This window comes from Zhongshania aliphaticivorans, from assembly GCF_902705875.1.
Taxonomy (GTDB): Bacteria; Pseudomonadota; Gammaproteobacteria; order Pseudomonadales; family Spongiibacteraceae; genus Spongiibacter; species Spongiibacter aliphaticivorans_A.
Genome location: NZ_CACSIK010000002.1, coordinates 130,608 through 146,796, shown reverse-complemented (window position 1 = coordinate 146,796; position 16,189 = coordinate 130,608). Strand labels below are relative to the sequence as shown.

Annotated in this window: 18 protein-coding genes; 3 read left to right on the top strand and 15 right to left on the bottom strand. The window is 45.8% G+C overall.

All coding sequences use genetic code 11. From position 1 onward, the window contains the following. Window positions 1-12: 12 nt before the first annotated feature. From AELLOGFF_RS14160 to AELLOGFF_RS14120, 9 genes are all read right to left on the bottom strand, one after another. Window positions 13-267 carry a DUF2164 domain-containing protein gene (locus tag AELLOGFF_RS14160; protein ID WP_159269556.1) on the bottom strand — a complete coding sequence of 85 codons (255 nt, stop codon included), beginning with the start codon at window positions 265-267 and terminating at the stop codon, window positions 13-15. 40 nt (window positions 268-307) lie between these two features. Next, window positions 308-1,555 (bottom strand): TIGR03862 family flavoprotein, encoded by a 1,248-nt coding sequence (locus AELLOGFF_RS14155; RefSeq protein ID WP_159269555.1) that lies wholly within the window; start codon window positions 1,553-1,555, stop codon window positions 308-310. 130 nt (window positions 1,556-1,685) lie between these two features. Then, window positions 1,686-2,528: a MipA/OmpV family protein gene (locus tag AELLOGFF_RS14150; protein ID WP_159269554.1), complete on the bottom strand. Its 843-nt coding sequence runs from the start codon at window positions 2,526-2,528 to the stop codon at window positions 1,686-1,688. Window positions 2,529-2,573: 45 nt separating this feature from the next. Next, window positions 2,574-3,005 (bottom strand): acyl-CoA thioesterase, encoded by a 432-nt coding sequence (locus tag AELLOGFF_RS14145; protein WP_159269553.1) that lies wholly within the window; start codon window positions 3,003-3,005, stop codon window positions 2,574-2,576. A 128-nt stretch (window positions 3,006-3,133) separates the two neighbouring features. After that, complete coding sequence (locus AELLOGFF_RS14140) at window positions 3,134-3,355, bottom strand: hypothetical protein (protein WP_159269552.1); 222 nt, start codon at window positions 3,353-3,355, stop codon at window positions 3,134-3,136. Then, window positions 3,339-3,755, bottom strand: a complete 417-nt coding sequence (locus AELLOGFF_RS14135) for a GFA family protein (protein ID WP_159269551.1) — start codon at window positions 3,753-3,755, stop codon at window positions 3,339-3,341. Before AELLOGFF_RS14135 ends, AELLOGFF_RS14140 begins: the two co-directional genes overlap by 17 nt. Window positions 3,756-3,922: 167 nt before the next feature. Then, window positions 3,923-4,900: a sensor domain-containing diguanylate cyclase gene (locus AELLOGFF_RS14130; RefSeq protein WP_159269550.1), complete on the bottom strand. Its 978-nt coding sequence runs from the start codon at window positions 4,898-4,900 to the stop codon at window positions 3,923-3,925. A 172-nt stretch (window positions 4,901-5,072) separates the two neighbouring features. Beyond that, the gene (gene eutC, locus AELLOGFF_RS14125) at window positions 5,073-5,879 is read right to left on the bottom strand and encodes an ethanolamine ammonia-lyase subunit EutC (RefSeq protein ID WP_159269549.1); all 807 of its coding nucleotides are present in this window, start codon (window positions 5,877-5,879) and stop codon (window positions 5,073-5,075) included. 8 nt (window positions 5,880-5,887) lie between these two features. After that, the gene (locus AELLOGFF_RS14120; protein WP_159269548.1) at window positions 5,888-7,270 is read right to left on the bottom strand and encodes an ethanolamine ammonia-lyase subunit EutB; all 1,383 of its coding nucleotides are present in this window, start codon (window positions 7,268-7,270) and stop codon (window positions 5,888-5,890) included. A 203-nt stretch (window positions 7,271-7,473) separates the two neighbouring features. Here AELLOGFF_RS14120 and AELLOGFF_RS14115 point away from each other — a divergent pair, with 203 nt between their 5' ends. After that, entirely contained in the window at window positions 7,474-8,379 is a 906-nt protein-coding gene (locus AELLOGFF_RS14115; RefSeq protein ID WP_159269547.1) for an acyltransferase, read from the top strand. Window positions 8,380-8,566: 187 nt separating this feature from the next. After that, window positions 8,567-9,343, top strand: a complete 777-nt coding sequence (locus AELLOGFF_RS14110; RefSeq protein WP_159269546.1) for a sulfite exporter TauE/SafE family protein — start codon at window positions 8,567-8,569, stop codon at window positions 9,341-9,343. Between the two features lies 1 nt (window position 9,344). Here the strand turns inward: AELLOGFF_RS14110 and AELLOGFF_RS14105 are convergent, their stop codons facing one another. After that, window positions 9,345-9,803 carry a DUF3465 domain-containing protein gene (locus AELLOGFF_RS14105; protein WP_419183927.1) on the bottom strand — a complete coding sequence of 153 codons (459 nt, stop codon included), beginning with the start codon at window positions 9,801-9,803 and terminating at the stop codon, window positions 9,345-9,347. Between the two features lie 138 nt (window positions 9,804-9,941). Between AELLOGFF_RS14105 and AELLOGFF_RS14100 the strand changes: the two genes are divergently transcribed. Next, window positions 9,942-10,529, top strand: coding sequence for a cytochrome b (locus AELLOGFF_RS14100; protein ID WP_159269545.1), 588 nt, complete (start codon window positions 9,942-9,944; stop codon window positions 10,527-10,529). Between the two features lie 58 nt (window positions 10,530-10,587). Here the strand turns inward: AELLOGFF_RS14100 and AELLOGFF_RS14095 are convergent, their stop codons facing one another. The 5 genes from AELLOGFF_RS14095 to ectB form a co-directional block, all read right to left on the bottom strand. Then, a complete protein-coding gene (locus AELLOGFF_RS14095) occupies window positions 10,588-12,009 on the bottom strand; it encodes a sodium/proline symporter (RefSeq protein ID WP_159269544.1) in 1,422 nt (473 codons plus the stop codon). Window positions 12,010-12,054: 45 nt separating this feature from the next. Next, a complete protein-coding gene (locus tag AELLOGFF_RS14090) occupies window positions 12,055-12,942 on the bottom strand; it encodes a TPR end-of-group domain-containing protein (RefSeq protein ID WP_159269543.1) in 888 nt (295 codons plus the stop codon). Then, window positions 12,930-14,366: an aspartate kinase gene (locus tag AELLOGFF_RS14085; RefSeq protein WP_159269542.1), complete on the bottom strand. Its 1,437-nt coding sequence runs from the start codon at window positions 14,364-14,366 to the stop codon at window positions 12,930-12,932. Before AELLOGFF_RS14085 ends, AELLOGFF_RS14090 begins: the two co-directional genes overlap by 13 nt. Before the next feature lie 47 nt (window positions 14,367-14,413). Then, the gene (locus AELLOGFF_RS14080; protein WP_159269541.1) at window positions 14,414-14,797 is read right to left on the bottom strand and encodes an ectoine synthase; all 384 of its coding nucleotides are present in this window, start codon (window positions 14,795-14,797) and stop codon (window positions 14,414-14,416) included. Between the two features lie 109 nt (window positions 14,798-14,906). Then, the gene (gene ectB, locus AELLOGFF_RS14075) at window positions 14,907-16,181 is read right to left on the bottom strand and encodes a diaminobutyrate--2-oxoglutarate transaminase (protein ID WP_159269540.1); all 1,275 of its coding nucleotides are present in this window, start codon (window positions 16,179-16,181) and stop codon (window positions 14,907-14,909) included. Window positions 16,182-16,189 lie beyond the last annotated feature (8 nt).

The window sequence follows — 16,189 nt, the reverse complement described above, 5'->3', positions numbered from 1 at the left end:
TAACAATTCATTTTATCGCACAAATGTCGTTGGCTTTTCTATTTCATAGAGGGCATCACTGATATCTGCCAACTTCTCTTCCATCAAGAGCTTTGCATCATGTAAACCACGGTTATAGAAGTACGCACCGACTTCTTCGGAGAAAAAATCGGTTAAAAATTCAGCGTCAAATTTCCCGAGTTCTTGATGTAGCTCATCTTCAAAGTAACGTTGAACTTTAGCAATAATGATTTCTTTCTCGTGCTTAGAAAATTCAATAATAGCCATTTTTTCTCCGTGAATTTCTTCTCCGTGAATATTTTATTGTCTAGCTCACTCTGGCAGCACGTACCGCCAAAGCATGTTGCGCCGCCCATACAGCCGTTGCAAAACATGCCGTTAATAAATACCCTCCAGTGGGCGCTTCCCAATCTAACATTTCGCCGACACAATAGGTGTTAGCGACTCGCTTTAACATGAACTTATCATCTACGGCAGAAAAACTAATCCCGCCATCCGTGCTGATTGCTTCGTCTATTGGACGGGCACTGGTAAAGGTTTGCGGCAAGCATTTTATTAACGCGGGAATACCGTCAATATCGGCCATCTGCTGCTTACTTGTCAGTGCTTTAAACAGCGCCAGTTTTGCTCCGCTTAAACCACATTGCTTGCGCAGCACATTGGCCAAAGAGTCTTTTGGTCGCCGCTTAGCCAACACCTTTTGCAGCGCAGCTAAAGACCGATTAGGATCTAAATCCCAATACACGGTGCAATGACCATACTGTTCTATGGCATCACGTATGGGCGCAGATATCGCATACACCGGCCCACCCTCTATTCCATAAAATGAAATAACAGCGTCACCACGCTGACGCCATTCCTGACCCTTGGCATCTTGTACCGAAATCGCAATCGATTTTATCGGCGCGCCACTATATGCCTGCGTTAAATCCATTGGCCAAGGGTAATTAAACCCACAGTTACTAGGACGAAAGTCCTTACATTCAATGTTATTTTCTTTAAATTTAGCCAACCAGTGGCCATCGGAACCCAGTGCAGACCAACTGCCGCCACCCAGCGCAAAAAATAGCATCTCGGCCTTTACCGTTAAGACGTCGGTGGGACTCTGTATGACAATATCGCCCTTTTCATTCCAGCCCATCCAGCGATGCCGACTGTGGATGCGTACACCGTTTTCCCGCAAGCGGCTGAGCCAACGACGCAACAGCGGTGCCGCTTTTTTCTCTATGGGAAACACTCGCCCCGAGCTGCCAACAAAGGTTTCAACACCTAAATCTGCCGCCCAAGCTCGTAACGCTGTTGCATTAAAACCCTCTAAGGCCGGACGCAAAACCTCAGCTTTCTCGTCATAACGGCTCACAAAATCTGACCAATCTTCGTTGTGAGTAAGGTTTAAACCGCCTATGCCGGCCCGTAAAAATTTGCGGCCGACAGTGGGCTTGGCGTCGTAGAGGTCGACAATCACACCCGCATTACTTAACTGCTCCGCCACCATTAAGCCTGCGGGGCCACCCCCGATAACAACGGCCGTAAGATGAAGAGGGGAGGCAGACATAGGGACAAGCTCAGCATTATTCAATGCTGTAGATTGTACCGTAATCCGTCCAGCATTGAGACGGACACCAAGGAGTCATATAAGGTTTTTTATTGTTGAGATAGCAACACCGCTTGGCAATAAGCGCTGCTTACAATTCTACTTTATCAATGCGAGCAGGGCTGGCTGTCGACGACGAACGCCACAGTATCCTAGAAATCGACAGACCGAAGTAAGCGCCACTATTTTTGCGGAAAAGGGGACTGTCGTTAAACACGGCATCATGCAGATCATAATACCCAAGGGATGCGGTCACCCGCCAATTGCGATCAAGCTTGGCGGCAATGAAACCACGGATACCAACACTGTTATAGCCTCGCTCGGCCTGATACGCCGAACGTGTTGCAGTCGCAAATTGCGGTGCCACTCCATAAAAATAATCGTGGTAACTACTGTTGCCGTAGCGTAACTGCAAGGTGCTACCGGCCAAATAGCGCTCACCATAATGCTTGCGCCAGCGAAGCTCTGGATTAAACAGCCAGCCTTCGTAATCCATGGCAGGGAAATCATCTGCTGCTAACAAGGCGCGTAAATTGAGGCGAAACTGGATTTTATGGTCGGGTTTATCAAGAAACTTCAATCGCAAGGAAGGCCCCAGCTCCAGACTAATGTCGAGATCATCCATGCCCTCGCGAGCACGATTGTCTTCGCTATTAACGGGCAAACTGCCACCGGCAGATATATCAAGATCCCAGCGACTACCTTGAAACAGCAAACCTCGCAAACCATCTCGGCCAGCTTTTATGCGCGCCCCGCGGTAGATAATATAAGGGAAGGGCAGAGTGTAACTTTGACTTTGATCGGCACCGGGATAATCTGGTAAATGAATTGTCGCCAATCCTGCGCCAAGCTCCCATTTCGGTAACCGCTCCTGCTCATTTGCATTGACGCTAACCGAGATCAATAGCAGCAAACATGCTCTAAAAACCGTCATGGCTTTCTTTATCCTTAATTGCATCTCACGCGTCATCCACTAAGCCTACATCTCTGCGACTTTCTCTTTAAACGTTTGCGGCACTTCCACTACGGACTTCGTATTGTAATCAAAAAACAACATAGTATTACGCAATCGGGCCGTCTCTAAGTTTTTGCTTTCATTAAATATGCGAAATACCAGCTCGAAACTTTTATGAGCAAAGTTGGTAGCGACGACGTCAATACGCAATGTATCGGCATAATCCGTCTCATTAATATAGGATATTTCTGAATGCGCCATAATCAATCCGGCCTCTTCAAAAGCCGTGGCATGCTCATACCCTAAGGCAATAATGTATCGCAGCTGTGCCTCAATCGCGATGGCGGGAATTCGATCAGCCGCTAGATGATTTGCAACGTTAACATCCGAATACAAAACTGTATAAGTGGTGCTAAAGGGAAAACGTTCAGGTATCTCAATGAATTTTCTTGGCATGAATGCTCACTTACATCGTTGGGGCGATTACATTAAACGGCAGGATCAGTCGCAGTTTACCACTTTATTCAAGGCCATTAGAAAATTATTAAGATGACAGTAGACGTCGCAACTTCACTCACAATGCCTTACTTATCCGTTTTACGCCGCTGATAGTCGTCATACGATTCTCCGTATTCATCGACGCAGGCCTGATACTGTGCCGGCAATAACTTTTCACATTCTTGTAAGCGGTTGGCATGGCTAGCCTCATAAATCTGCCGCTGACTACAAGCTACGGTTATGAATGCCAAAAGTAAGATCAGCAGCGCGTGTAAGCGTTTATGTGCAAACTCAGGGCTGCTTATCAAACTGCGCCACTCCCTCAGGAATCTGAAACCAATCCTGCTTCTGGCTAACCCAAATATGAGCTTGTGGTTGCAGCACACGGGTATCGCTTAAATTAGCGGCTTTTAACTTTAATTCGTCGGGCTGATCTGGGTTAAAGTGATATATACGATTTCCACAGCGTGGACAGAACTTTGCGTAGCTTTTATTACCACTCTCTGCCATGCGGTTCCACTGCAATAATTCACCCTCAAACCGCACTGAATCCGCAGAGACAAACGCCGTTAAACTAAAGGCACTAGTGGAGAGCTTTTGGCATTCTTTGCAGTGACAAGCTAATACTTTTTTGGGGGGAGACAATAATTCATAGCGCACATTACCGCACTGACATGACCCCGAAATTGGGTACTGTATATCTGCCATACTCACTCCAGATGCTGTATCTGTAATTGGCTCAATATAGTAAGCCTATGGCTTGTCTAGTTCAATCGCCAACGGCCGAGCTGTACTCAGGAATTGCTACTCTTCAAGGTAAGGCATCAATTAAGTTAAACACTGCTCAACTACACACAAACCAGCAGAGCGGAGACTCATACTTTCATGGCCGCGTATCGCTTACGTTTTTTGCTGTCATACATAGCAAGGTCTGCATCAGCTAATAACTTCTCTACCGTGGTGTGTCGATCTGAATTAAATTCAGCTATTCCAAAATCAAAACGCAGGGCATGCGACCATTTCTCTTGCTGCCCCAGTTCTTCAACGGCGGTATTAAATTGCATAACAGCGAGGGTTGCCTCTGCCACGGATGCATCAATTAACAAAACTGCAAACTGATTCTTGGCAAGCCGTGCAACAAGGGCGGACTGATCCAAACGACTATTTAAATATTCGCCAAACTTTAGCAACATACGTTTTTGTTCAGCACTTTCTTCCTCGGCGTCACCCTCTTCGCCACGGTCTAACTCAATAAACACCAGTGAAACTGGGGTCGCGCTTCGAGAGCACAACGCGAGCCCTTTCTCAGCCAAGGCAAGAAAACTATGGCGATTGCTAAGGTTTGTCACTGCGTCAATGATATTCAATTCTGGCTGATTGATTTCGCGCTCAATCACTAAGGCCAAATCCCGCAAAGCCTCTAAGTCATTGTCATTTAACTCCCGTGGACGACGGTCAATGAGACACAGTGTGCCCAAAGCCATGCCGCTTTCTGTGTGCAAAGGACAACCTGCATAAAAACGGATATGCGGGTCACCGGTCACCAAGGGGTTATCATAAAATCGGGTGTCACTAAGTGCATCTTGGGTCGTCAAAATATTACGACTTAAAATAGTATGACCGCAAAATGATATTGCGCGTGAAGTCTCACGGACATCTAAGCCTTGGGCTGACTTAAACCACTGCCGGTCTTGGTCAATCAGGCTAACTAGCGCAATGGGGACATCAAATAGCTGGCTGGCAAATCGGGTAATGCGTTCAAATCGTTCTTCAAACGGCGTATCCAAAATATTCAGCGCCTGTAGCGATGCCAAGCGCTTATCTTCGCAATCTGGCGTCTTGGGAGTATCCACGGCCACACCTCAATATTAGTGAGCTATCGACACCCCTATTGGCACCAGACACAACTAATGTTTACATTTTTACAATGGATATTGTAGCTACGGTTTGGATAAGGTCCGATACGGGCTTATCCGTATGCAATGAGATAAATAGGGGCTATGACATAGGGCAGCAGCAATAAGATTACTTGGCAAAAAACGGTATTTTCTGACCACTCTCACACTCTACCAGCGCCGATTGGTCTTTGAGGTTTACGCCCGTCAAACCCATGTCTAAGGCGCGAACAATTAGGTATAAGGCCGTGTCGCAAGCTTGCTGATAACTCAGTCCTCCCGCTCTAATATTTGAAATACAATTTCGATTGGCATCACTACATCCTCGGTATGGCCCATAGCTTATATACACGCCAAGGCTGTCTGGCGAGCTAAGCCCCGGCCGCTCCCCAATCAACATAATCACCAGTTTCGCCTTTAAGGCCTCGCCAATATCATCCCCCAGTGCAACTCTCGCTTGGCTAGCAAGCGATAAGGGTGCGAGTGAAAGTGACTGCGCGTTTAAGGAGGGAATGAGTAAACGTAAAAATGGCATTGCATGCGCTTGTACGGCCGCTGATGACAGGCCATCTGCGACAACGATAGCAATATCGACGCTGTCATTTTGTAAATGACGCAAATCTTGCCACAGAGATTCGGGTAAGCGCCGGCCAAGGTCTGGCCGCTGTAGGTATTGGCCGCGGTCAGCGGCTTCACTTTGTAATACAATGGGCGCGGTCATATCCGGAAACACGTGTCGATACTGCGATATAAATTTGGGGATATTCAAAGCCAAATGCACGGCATCTCGCGCCCGAGCATGATCTAGCTGGAATTGTAAATTCGCCATCGTCGGCATCGACACGCCACTTCGCCCTTGAGCAATTCGCGCCGAGGTATAACGTCGTAAATCCCGCCACACATCTTTTCCAAGCTTATCACCACTGTTCTCGGTCATCCTTGCTCCTAAAAACTCAGCGCCTCAACAAACTTTGGCGGTAACGCCCCACCAGTTAGCAAGTCCCCACTATCATCCATAATCTTTGAGCTGCGCAGCCATGCTAAAAACTCAGGTGCCGGTGGCAAATCAAATAAACGGCGAATATACAAAGCATCATGGAATGAGCTAGTTTGATAATTCAACATAATATCGTCACCACCGGGAATACCCATGATAAAACTCCCTCCCGCAGCAGCAAACTGGGTTAGTAGCATGTCCATATCATCTTGGTCAGCTTCGGCATGATTGGTGTAGCAAATATCGCAGCCCATGGGCAGGCCCAGCAATTTGCCACAGAAGTGATCTTCCAATCCGGCCCTAATAATCTGTTTACCGTTGTATAGATATTCAGGGCCAATAAAGCCCACTACCGTATTAACCAGCAAGGGCGAAAACGCACGCGCCACTGCGTAAGCTCTCGCCTCTAAGGTTTGCTGATCAACACCATGATGAGCATTCGCAGATAGCGCACTCCCCTGGCCCGTTTCAAAATACATGACGTTATTGCCAACCGTGCCGCGCTGTAATGAGTGGGCAGCGGATTGCGCCTCAGCAAGAACCGACAGATTTATGCCAAAACTGCTATTTGCCTGCTCAGTGCCGGCAATAGATTGGAACACCAAATCAACGGGCGCGCCCTGATTGATTAATTCTAGCGTGGTAGTCACGTGGGTTAACACGCAAGATTGGCTTGGTATCGCAAAGCGAGTGATAACATCATCCAACAAATACAATAATCGCGATACTGTCTGGGTATTGTCTGATGCTGGATTAATTCCGATAACCGCATCACCACTGGCGTATAACAAACCATCGATAATACTGGCGGCTATTCCCGCGGCATCATCGCTAGGGTGGTTGGGTTGGAGGCGGGTCGAAAAATGACCCTTAAGTCCAAGGGTGTTTCTAAATCGGGTAATCACCTCACATTTCTTTGCGACCAAAATCAGGTCTTGAACCCGCATTAATTTGCTCACCGCCGCCACCATTTCTGGCGTTAAGCCCGGCGCTAAGTCTGTTAGTACACGAGTACTTGCCGCGTCTGACAATAACCAATCTCTAAAACCACCCACGGTAAGATGCGCTACCGGCTGAAAAGCTTGGCGGCAGTGACGATCAACAATGAGCCGCGACACTTCATCTGCTTCATAAGGAATAACAAGTTCATTAAGAAAATGTACGAGGGGAACATCGGCCAAAGCAAACTGGGCCGCGACACGCTCCTCGTGGCTACTGGCAGCAATACCGGCTAGGTGATCACCCGAGCGCGCAGGAGTCGCTTTTGCAAGCAACATGCTTAGATCGGTAAAAACATAACGCTGGTGGCCTAAATTAGCGCTAAACGGCATTAATCACCTTCAGTTGTGACAAAAGCATAATAGCTTTGAAACTACCAAGCTTTGTAGTGATGTGCAAAAGGAAATAGCGCGCGACGAGTGTGATATCTAAGCAACTAAATCCCTAGGTTTTAGCTAGAAACACACTTTCTTTTACTCCGAGCTATCAATCACATTACAATATCCGGCATCATAAAAGTTACAGACCTAAAACCATGCTGACATTTCTTCCCCCCTGGTTACGTGGCAGCCTTATTATGCTGCTCATCGTTTGCTCTACATTGACGCTTGTGCCGTTTCTTATGCTGGCCGCGCTGCTCAAATTGCTGATTCCCCTTACCAGCACCCGCCGCTGGTTTACTATCGTGTCGATAGAAATCGCAAATTTATGGGTGGGCTTTAATAACCTGCTACTGCAGGTGGTAAACAATATTGATTGGGATATTAAAGGGGCCGACGGACTAGACCCTAAGGACTGGTATTTTGTGACCTGCAACCATCAGTCTTGGGCGGACATCTTAGTCGTTCAAAAGGTCTTATTCCGAAAGATCCCAATGCTTAAATTCTTTCTTAAACAACAACTTATCTGGGTTCCTGTTATTGGTCTAGCCTGGTGGGCGCTAGATTTCCCATTTATGAAGCGCTATTCAGCAGCCGAAATTGCTAAAAACCCCGCGCTTAAAGGCAAGGATTTAGAAACCACACGTAAAGCATGTGAAAAGTTTAAATACACGCCCGTGACCGTGTTTAACTTTTTAGAAGGTACTCGCTTTACGCCCCAGAAACATGCCCAGCAACAATCACCTTACCAATACTTACTCAAGCCAAAAGCTGGCGGCGCTGCCTTTGTATTAGGTGCGATGGGCGATCAGCTGCACACCTTGTTAAATATCACGATTCACTATCCAAGTAACGATCACAGCTTTTGGCATTTTTTAACCGGCCGAGTCAACAAGGTGATTGTGCGCATCGACAAACAAACTATCGCACCGCCGTTCTTAAATCGTGACTATTTAAACGATCAAGAATTTAGGGGTAACTTTCAACAGTGGGTCTCTGAACTGTGGGAACAAAAAGACGATCAATTAAAACAACTGCACAAAGAAACCGACCCAGTTTAGAACGCTACAACACCTAAACAAAGTTGATATTTAGGCTGGTGAAGATTCACCACCAGCCTAATTTTTATTCCGCAAGCGCATAAATTATCCGCCTCGCTATTTTCGATTTAAGCGCTAGCATTACACACCCTAGCGCCTTACCATTTACCGTCAGAACATCAGCAAGCTCACCCTTTTTTGGATACCGATGTCAGACCTCCACTATTATCAATACCTACTGATTGGCCTAATTTTTATCTGGAGTGGCTTTGTTCGCTCAGGTCTCGGCTTTGGCGGCGCGGTCTTATCACTGCCATTTTTATTATTGGTTCATAACCAGCCCCTGGTGTTTCTGCCCTTAATCTCAGTACAGTTACTATTCTTTTCCTCCATCACTTTGATGCTCAATAACCGCAAATCAGAGGCGGCAAAAAGAAGCCACAAAAGCACGGTGGACTGGCCTTATCTCAGATATATGTTGGCCATTATGATAGTGCCAAAATTGCTGGGCGTATTTGGCCTCATTACCATGCCTGCCAATGTGCTCAGCATGATTATTTTTATTGTGGTATCGGTTTACGCGATTACCTATATTGCCAACAAACCGTTTAGAAGTAATAACAAATTTGTGGACGCGGTATTTTTAATGGCCGGTGGTTATATCAGTGGTACATCCCTAATTGGCGCGCCATTAATCATTGCGGTTGCCGCCCAGCATATTGCCCGCGAACGACTCCGCGATACGTTATTCGCCCTATGGTTTATTTTAGTAAGCATAAAACTTGCGGCATTTATCTATGCAGGCGTTAACTTGCAGCTCGCTCATCATTTATGGCTTTTACCCTGCGCCGCTATAGGCCATTTTATCGGCCTGCGTTTCCACGAAAAAATGCTAAAAGCTGAAACCCCTATTTTCTTCAGGGTGCTGGGGCTGACCCTGTTGACCATTAGTGCTCTGGGATTATGGAAGGCATTAGAAGGTTGAATTACTGGTAACGCTGCCCGTCATACTCCAGCCAACCGCCAATATGACGACCCGCAGGATCATGGTGTGTCCAGTGGAGTATGCCGCCCAAATTATTCCACTCGTATTCACCGTAAAATCCGACTCTATCTCCGGTTTGTAAGCCCTTTAACCGTGGCGCTAAATCAATATTATGAGCGACTAATAAGGTCTGCCCAGACGCTAGCTTAAGGATGAACTTCTGGTGCCGGCTACCTTTGGTATCATCAGCTAACACCTTTACAACACGCCCATTGCCTGCAACTTGAATATTACTTAGTTTATCTTGGTATGCCCTTGCCAATAATCCCGACTGAGCAATTGAACCTTTAGTTTCCGCAACAACAGGTGTTAGCCCGTTCCCATTAATATGTTTAGTGTTGTATTGATAGGTTTGATATAACGCCACCACAATCAGAATGACAAAAATTATCCATTTCAAAACTGACACCTCATTGGCAATACCTGTCTCGATTAATGAAACAACATTAGCAGAATTCCGTTACGTACTTTACTTTTCTGTAGTACCTCTATCACAATGACGCTTGATATTCAGTGGGAATAAACCACGGAGAACATAATGGGACTTAAAAACACAGCCAATACTTATGGCTCAATCGCAAAGTGCTTACACTGGCTGACGGCTGCACTTTTTTTAGGTTCTTACATCAGTGTCTATTATTTACACTGGTTCACCGAAGCCAGAACCCCAGAAAGCTTTAACGTTCTGCAAATTCATTTATCTATTGGGGTTTCCATTGCAGTTGTTGTCTTGCTGCGTATTTTATGGCGTATTTCAAACTCCACACCGTCTTTAGAGCCTGGTACTAAACTGGAACATCTAGCGGCGCATGCCGGTCATTATGCTTTATATGCCATTATGATAATCATGCCGATTACTGGCTATATGGGGACTGGAGCAAATGTAAATTTTTTCTTCTTATTTGAAATCCCAAAATTTGAAAACACGCTTATTTTCGACTTACTCGTCAATAATGGATTGGGCATGACCTTTAAGGAGTTCGAAAAACCAATGGACTTCCTTCACAAAGATGTCCTTGGTGCTTGGGTAGTTTGGCTACTTATCTTAGGTCATGCACTCGCTGCGCTTTATCATCATTTTGTTAAAAAAGACCAAACCCTGCACAAAATGACAATTGGTAAATAATGATCACTAAAGATGCGCTAAATTAACTACATTCCAGAAAAAATTTTCTCTATTTATTTTATGTTACTTTATGCGCATCAACTTTACTGACAAATAATTTGGCTAGGCAATACACCAAAACGCCCGCAACGATGCCGGGTAGTCCTTCGTAAACCATATTGTGCAGGTCAAAATAACGCCATGCTAAAGCCGTGCAAATACCCACAGTGCTCATTGCTATCGCGACATTCTGACTTGGACGCCCACCAAAAATAAGTACAATCAGCATAGGTACAAAGGCGCTCGCCAAGCCTGACCACGCCATGACCACCATGGCAAAAACACTTTGCGCACTGAGTAAAGCCCAAGCCAAAGCAAGTATGCACACCATTAAGGTCGAGGCTTTTATCAATAAAGGCCGTTCGATATTGTGAGGTAGAAGATCATGGGTAAATGCCGCTGACGAACTTAGGATTAATGAGTCAGCTGTAGACAATGTAGCAGCAAAAATACCCGCTAAGATTAAGCCTACTAGCACAGGAGGTAACAAAGTTTGTGCCATGGTTGGCAATGCCAACTCAGCGTCAAAACTTCCTACTTCTGGTAAGTATAGTCGTGACAATAAACCCACTGTGGTCGCCATTAAATAAAAGGCGGTAAACCAAAGGTAATACCACGCTCTGGCCCGATTCATTTCATCACCGCTGCTAAGCGTCATAAATCGAACCATAACATGAGGCTGACCAACCACCGATAATCCGGCAAACAACCAGCCTAAGGCAAATAGAAATGCGCCGGGCACACCCGGAAAAGCAAGATCTTCTGGAAACCAATCCATATAATTTGGAACGTCTTGTAAAGCGTTAACGGTGGCGTTTACACCGCCCAAATTGGCAACGGCTACCCACATAAGCAGCCCCATAGCGGTAATCATCACAATTGATTGCGCTGCATCAGTCCAGATTGATGCACGAATACCACCGGCTAAACAATACACCGCCACCAACACAGCACCCGATACCGCGCCGGCCCAAGTGGGCCAATCAAATAATACGTGTAAGGCTTTGCTGCCAGCAAGCAGTTGAGCAGCCGCATAAGAAGTAAGAAGCAATAAACAAATTACCGCGGCTAGCCGTTGATAGCCGGGTAAGATACTGCCGTTCCAATTTGATAACACACCCAGATAGCTCACTTCGCCACTTTTTTCCGTCATGCCGCGTAATTTACGATGCACGAAATGAGAGGCAATATAGTCGCCGAATATCCAGCCCACCATCACCCAAAATGCAGACAAGCCCACGGTGTAGGTGTAACCAATCACACCAATAAACATATACCCGCTATTATTGGTCGCGACCGCTGACAAACCTACCAACCATGGCTTAACGGTATTGCTGGCTAAATAATAATCTTTACTTTGGTGGGTATTAAACAATACCGATGAAAGACCAATAAGCACGAAGACACCAAGAAAGGCGGCAAAACTCCAAGCTGTAATCATAATCAATTCCGTGATGCTTACTGGTTAAGTGGCGGTAGTGATTGTCTATGAATTTACCGTCGCTGGAGCCAGTAGTTCAATGAGTAAAGGGTGCTCTCGTAATTCCGATAGGGCTGGGTCTCGGTGTAACTCGTCACGATAGGATTCAGACTGTTCGACAGCCTTGGCAAAATATCGCGCGGCGTCGTCGAGATTTCCCTGACAGGTATGCGCACACGATAATTGATAAAAGGCATGCGCATTAGCATCATCTAATGACAGTGCGTGATGACATAAATTAATGGCCCACTGGGGCTCATTTTGATCTAGGGCCGCATCTGCCTTATAGGTAATAGCTTCGATATCATCTTTACGTAGAGTGAGAATTTGATCGTAAATGGCAATTTTTCCTGCAGGACTAGATTCCTGGCTAGCCCGCAACCACAGAGAGTGGATCTCTTGGGTTAAGGTGATTTCTTCGCGGTTTGATTCGATATGCGCGGTTTCTTGTTTTAATTGTTTTTCTATTGTGCGCAGTCTTTTTTCATATTCTTCAATTAATTCTGCGACTTGCTCATTGGCGACCTTATGGACTTTATCTTTAATGTCGCGAATAGAATTCCAACCAATTAACACTAAAGCTGAACTCACCGCCGCAATAAGATAGAAAAAATAGGTCACCGTGTTGGTTGCATAAGACACGGCTTTATCTGCTGCGCCCAGCTCGCGATCAACAATCTCTGCCGCCATCTCGCGGTGTCCCCGCTCCATGTCTATGCGTAAATTGCGGATTTCATCCAGCATATAACGTTCGATAAAAGGCGAGTAAAGTGCCTCGTCTAAATTATCAATTGCCGCGTCTACGGCTGCGCTATCTGGGCTTGACGTAGGCTCCGCTGATACCATCAGCGGAGCCCATAAAGCCATCAAGAGCGTTAACGTTACGCGACGCATATTGCCTCACCGTGGTCATATACTTCTACAAGACAACGGTGCAAGCTGGCTACGCCTTTTTCGTAATCATCTTCGTTGACAACAAACTGCATATCAACCTGGCGCATAGATTGGTGCATTGCCAAGACGCTGATATTTGCCGATGCTAAAGCCGATACAGTTTTAGCCAGCATACCTGGGACCTGCATATCACTGCCAATTGCAGAGATAATCGCCACTTTTCTGGTACTGACTTCCGCGCTGGGAAACAGCTCCTTCACGGCACTGACTATCCGCTTGACCGTCTTTAAGTTAACACCGAGATAATTGGTTATGGTATTGGCATTGATATCTTTGGTAATCACAATACCTTTAAAACGCTCAATGGCTGCCAATATTTTTTGCTCGTATTGCCATAGCGAACCCACCATGTCCTGATCAAATACTTCTAAAGCGTAAACTTGTTTACGCCCAGCAATAATTTCTACACAAGGTTTCTCACTGCGGTAATCGCAATCGATAAGCGTACCGGCATGATTTGGCTCAAAGGTATTTTTTACCCGCAAAGCAATATTCTGCTGACGCAAACCTTTTGCAGCGCGAGGGTGAATCGCTTCCATTCCCAAATTGGCCAATTGGTCAGCCACATCATAATTTGTACGACCGATGGGCACGACTTTCTCTGCGCCAACAAGCCGCGGATCAGCACTGCTTAAGTGGTATTCTTTATGAATAACTGCCTCGTGTGCACCACTGATTACCGCCATACGGCTAAAAGTCATCTCACTATAACCGCGATCAAAACTTGCCATTAGGCCTTCCTGGCAATGAGCATATCCGGTCACGATGGGCAATGTTGTGGTGAGGTCGATTCCGGCTAAAGCCTCTTTAATATGTTCATCTAAGGGTAATGCTTCGTCAGCACGCCAGCCAGATAAATCAACATAGCAAGCATTTACGCCATCACGCTTTAACAGTGTTGCGGTATTCCAAGCACTGTGGGCTTCACCGATACTTGCTAACATTTCCCTAACGGTTAACAAGTGATCTTCTAAACCAAAGTGGCCGTGTTGGCACAAGCGATGAAGGTTATCCATGCAGCGCTCGGCTTCAAAAAGACGACTTTCTATATATTTATTCGCTTCTGCTAACTGCTCAGCATCTGGAAACAATTCAGCATTTATTTCTTTAAGGGTATTACCCACTTTACTTAAAGCGTCACGCCAAAGTGTCTCGGCTCCGTCGTCGGCAAACAAGGCGTAAACACCGGGGTGGCTGTTTCGCTTATTTTCTAATAATAAATCGGTTACACCACCGTAGGCAGATACCACAAAGATACGACCATAGATGTCGCCATTTTCACCACCCTCAAGAATGATGTTATCTCTTACGGCCTCGTAGTTGCTCATTGAGGTACCGCCAATTTTTTCTACACTGTGTGTCATTTTTCTCTCCGTTGAATAACTGAAATTCGCTTTCGGTCGTCAGCAGATTAATCAACAGGGTACACGCCATTTTCGTCATGTACTTCTTTGCCACTCAACGGTGGATTAAACACACACGCCATTTGCATATCTTCGCTGCCGCCGCGCAACAAGTGTTTGTCGTGCTTATCGAGAAGATAAATAGTGCCAGCTTCTAGCTTGTATATTTTTCCATCGTTTACGGTTTCTATTTCGCCATTACCAGAAATACAGTAAACCGATTCTAAATGGTTTTGGTAATGTATTGGCGTTTCTGTATTAGCAAAAATGGTGGTGATATTGAACGAAAAACCCATATTGTCGTTCTTTAATATCATCCTTACACTTTGCCATGTATCGGTAGCCACACAGCGTTCAGAATTTTCACAATCCTTTAAGGTTCTAACAATCATTTGACCTTCCTTCGTAAATATTTTGTCTGCCTGCTCGCAAAAACAGTATCAGTAATAAGCCGCTCTTCCACAGATTTCTACCTGTAGAAGAAGCGCTAATTTTAATCAATTAAGAGGCTTTTTTTTCGAGTGCCTTATCAAGCACTTCGGCAATGGCGTCGGTCATAATATCTAAACCGCGCACCAATTCGCCTTTATCTATGGTAAGAGGGCAGAAGACTTTAACAACCTGATCGCGATTACCGCAAGTTTCAATAATTAAGCCGCGATCAAAGCAAGCGCGGCCAATTTCAGAGGCGGTCTCGCCATCGGCACATGCCAAGCCCTGCATCATGCCACGCCCCTTGGGCTGCATTTGAGTAACACCGTAACGATCGGATATCTTTTTAAAGCGATGGCTAACAATTGCCGACTTTTCAACAATATCTTCAGCAAATTTATCGTCTTTCCAGTAATGACGGATTGCCGCCGCTGCGGTCACAAAAGCGTGGTTATTACCACGGAATGTACCGTTATGTTCACCTGGCTCCCACACATCCAAATCTGGACGCAACAACACAATAGCGAAGGGTAGGCCAAAACCACTCAGTGATTTAGACATGGTTATAATGTCTGGCTTGATACCACTTGCCTCAAAGCTAAAGAAAGTACCAGTACGGCCACAGCCAGCTTGAATATCATCAATAATGAGAAGGATATCGTGCTTGCGGCAGAGTTTTTCTAAACCACGAAGCCAATCATTATTGGCAACATTTAAACCGCCTTCACCTTGAACAGGTTCAACAATCATCGCCGCAGGTAGATCCACACCCGATGAAGGGTCTGACAATAATTTATCCATCATTTTCAAACTATCAGCATCACGGCCGTAGTAACCGCAATAAGGCATACGATTAACATCGCCCAGTGCCACACCGGCACCACCACGGTGGTGGCTATTACCCGTTGCTGCAACAGCACCCAAGGTCACACCGTGGAAGCCATTTGTGAAAGAAACTATTGACGTACGCCCTGTTACTTTACGGGCCAATTTAAGCGCAGCTTCTACCGCGTTGGTACCGGTAGGGCCAGTAAACTGGAAGGTGTATTCCATATCACGCGGCGCTAAAATGTGCTCGTTAAAGGCCTGCAAGAAATCACCCTTTGCCGACGTATGCATATCTAAACCGTGGGTAATTCCGTCACGCATAATATAGTCAACCAGTGCCTGCTTTAGCACAGGATTGTTATGGCCGTAATTTAGCGTGCCAGCCCCAGCAAGAAAGTCGATATATTGTTTACCATTAGTGTCGTATAAATGCTCGCCTTGTGCTTTATCAAAAGTCACTGGAAACGATCGAGCATAAGATTGTACTTCTGATTCTAACCTGTCGAAGATTGTCATAATAATTA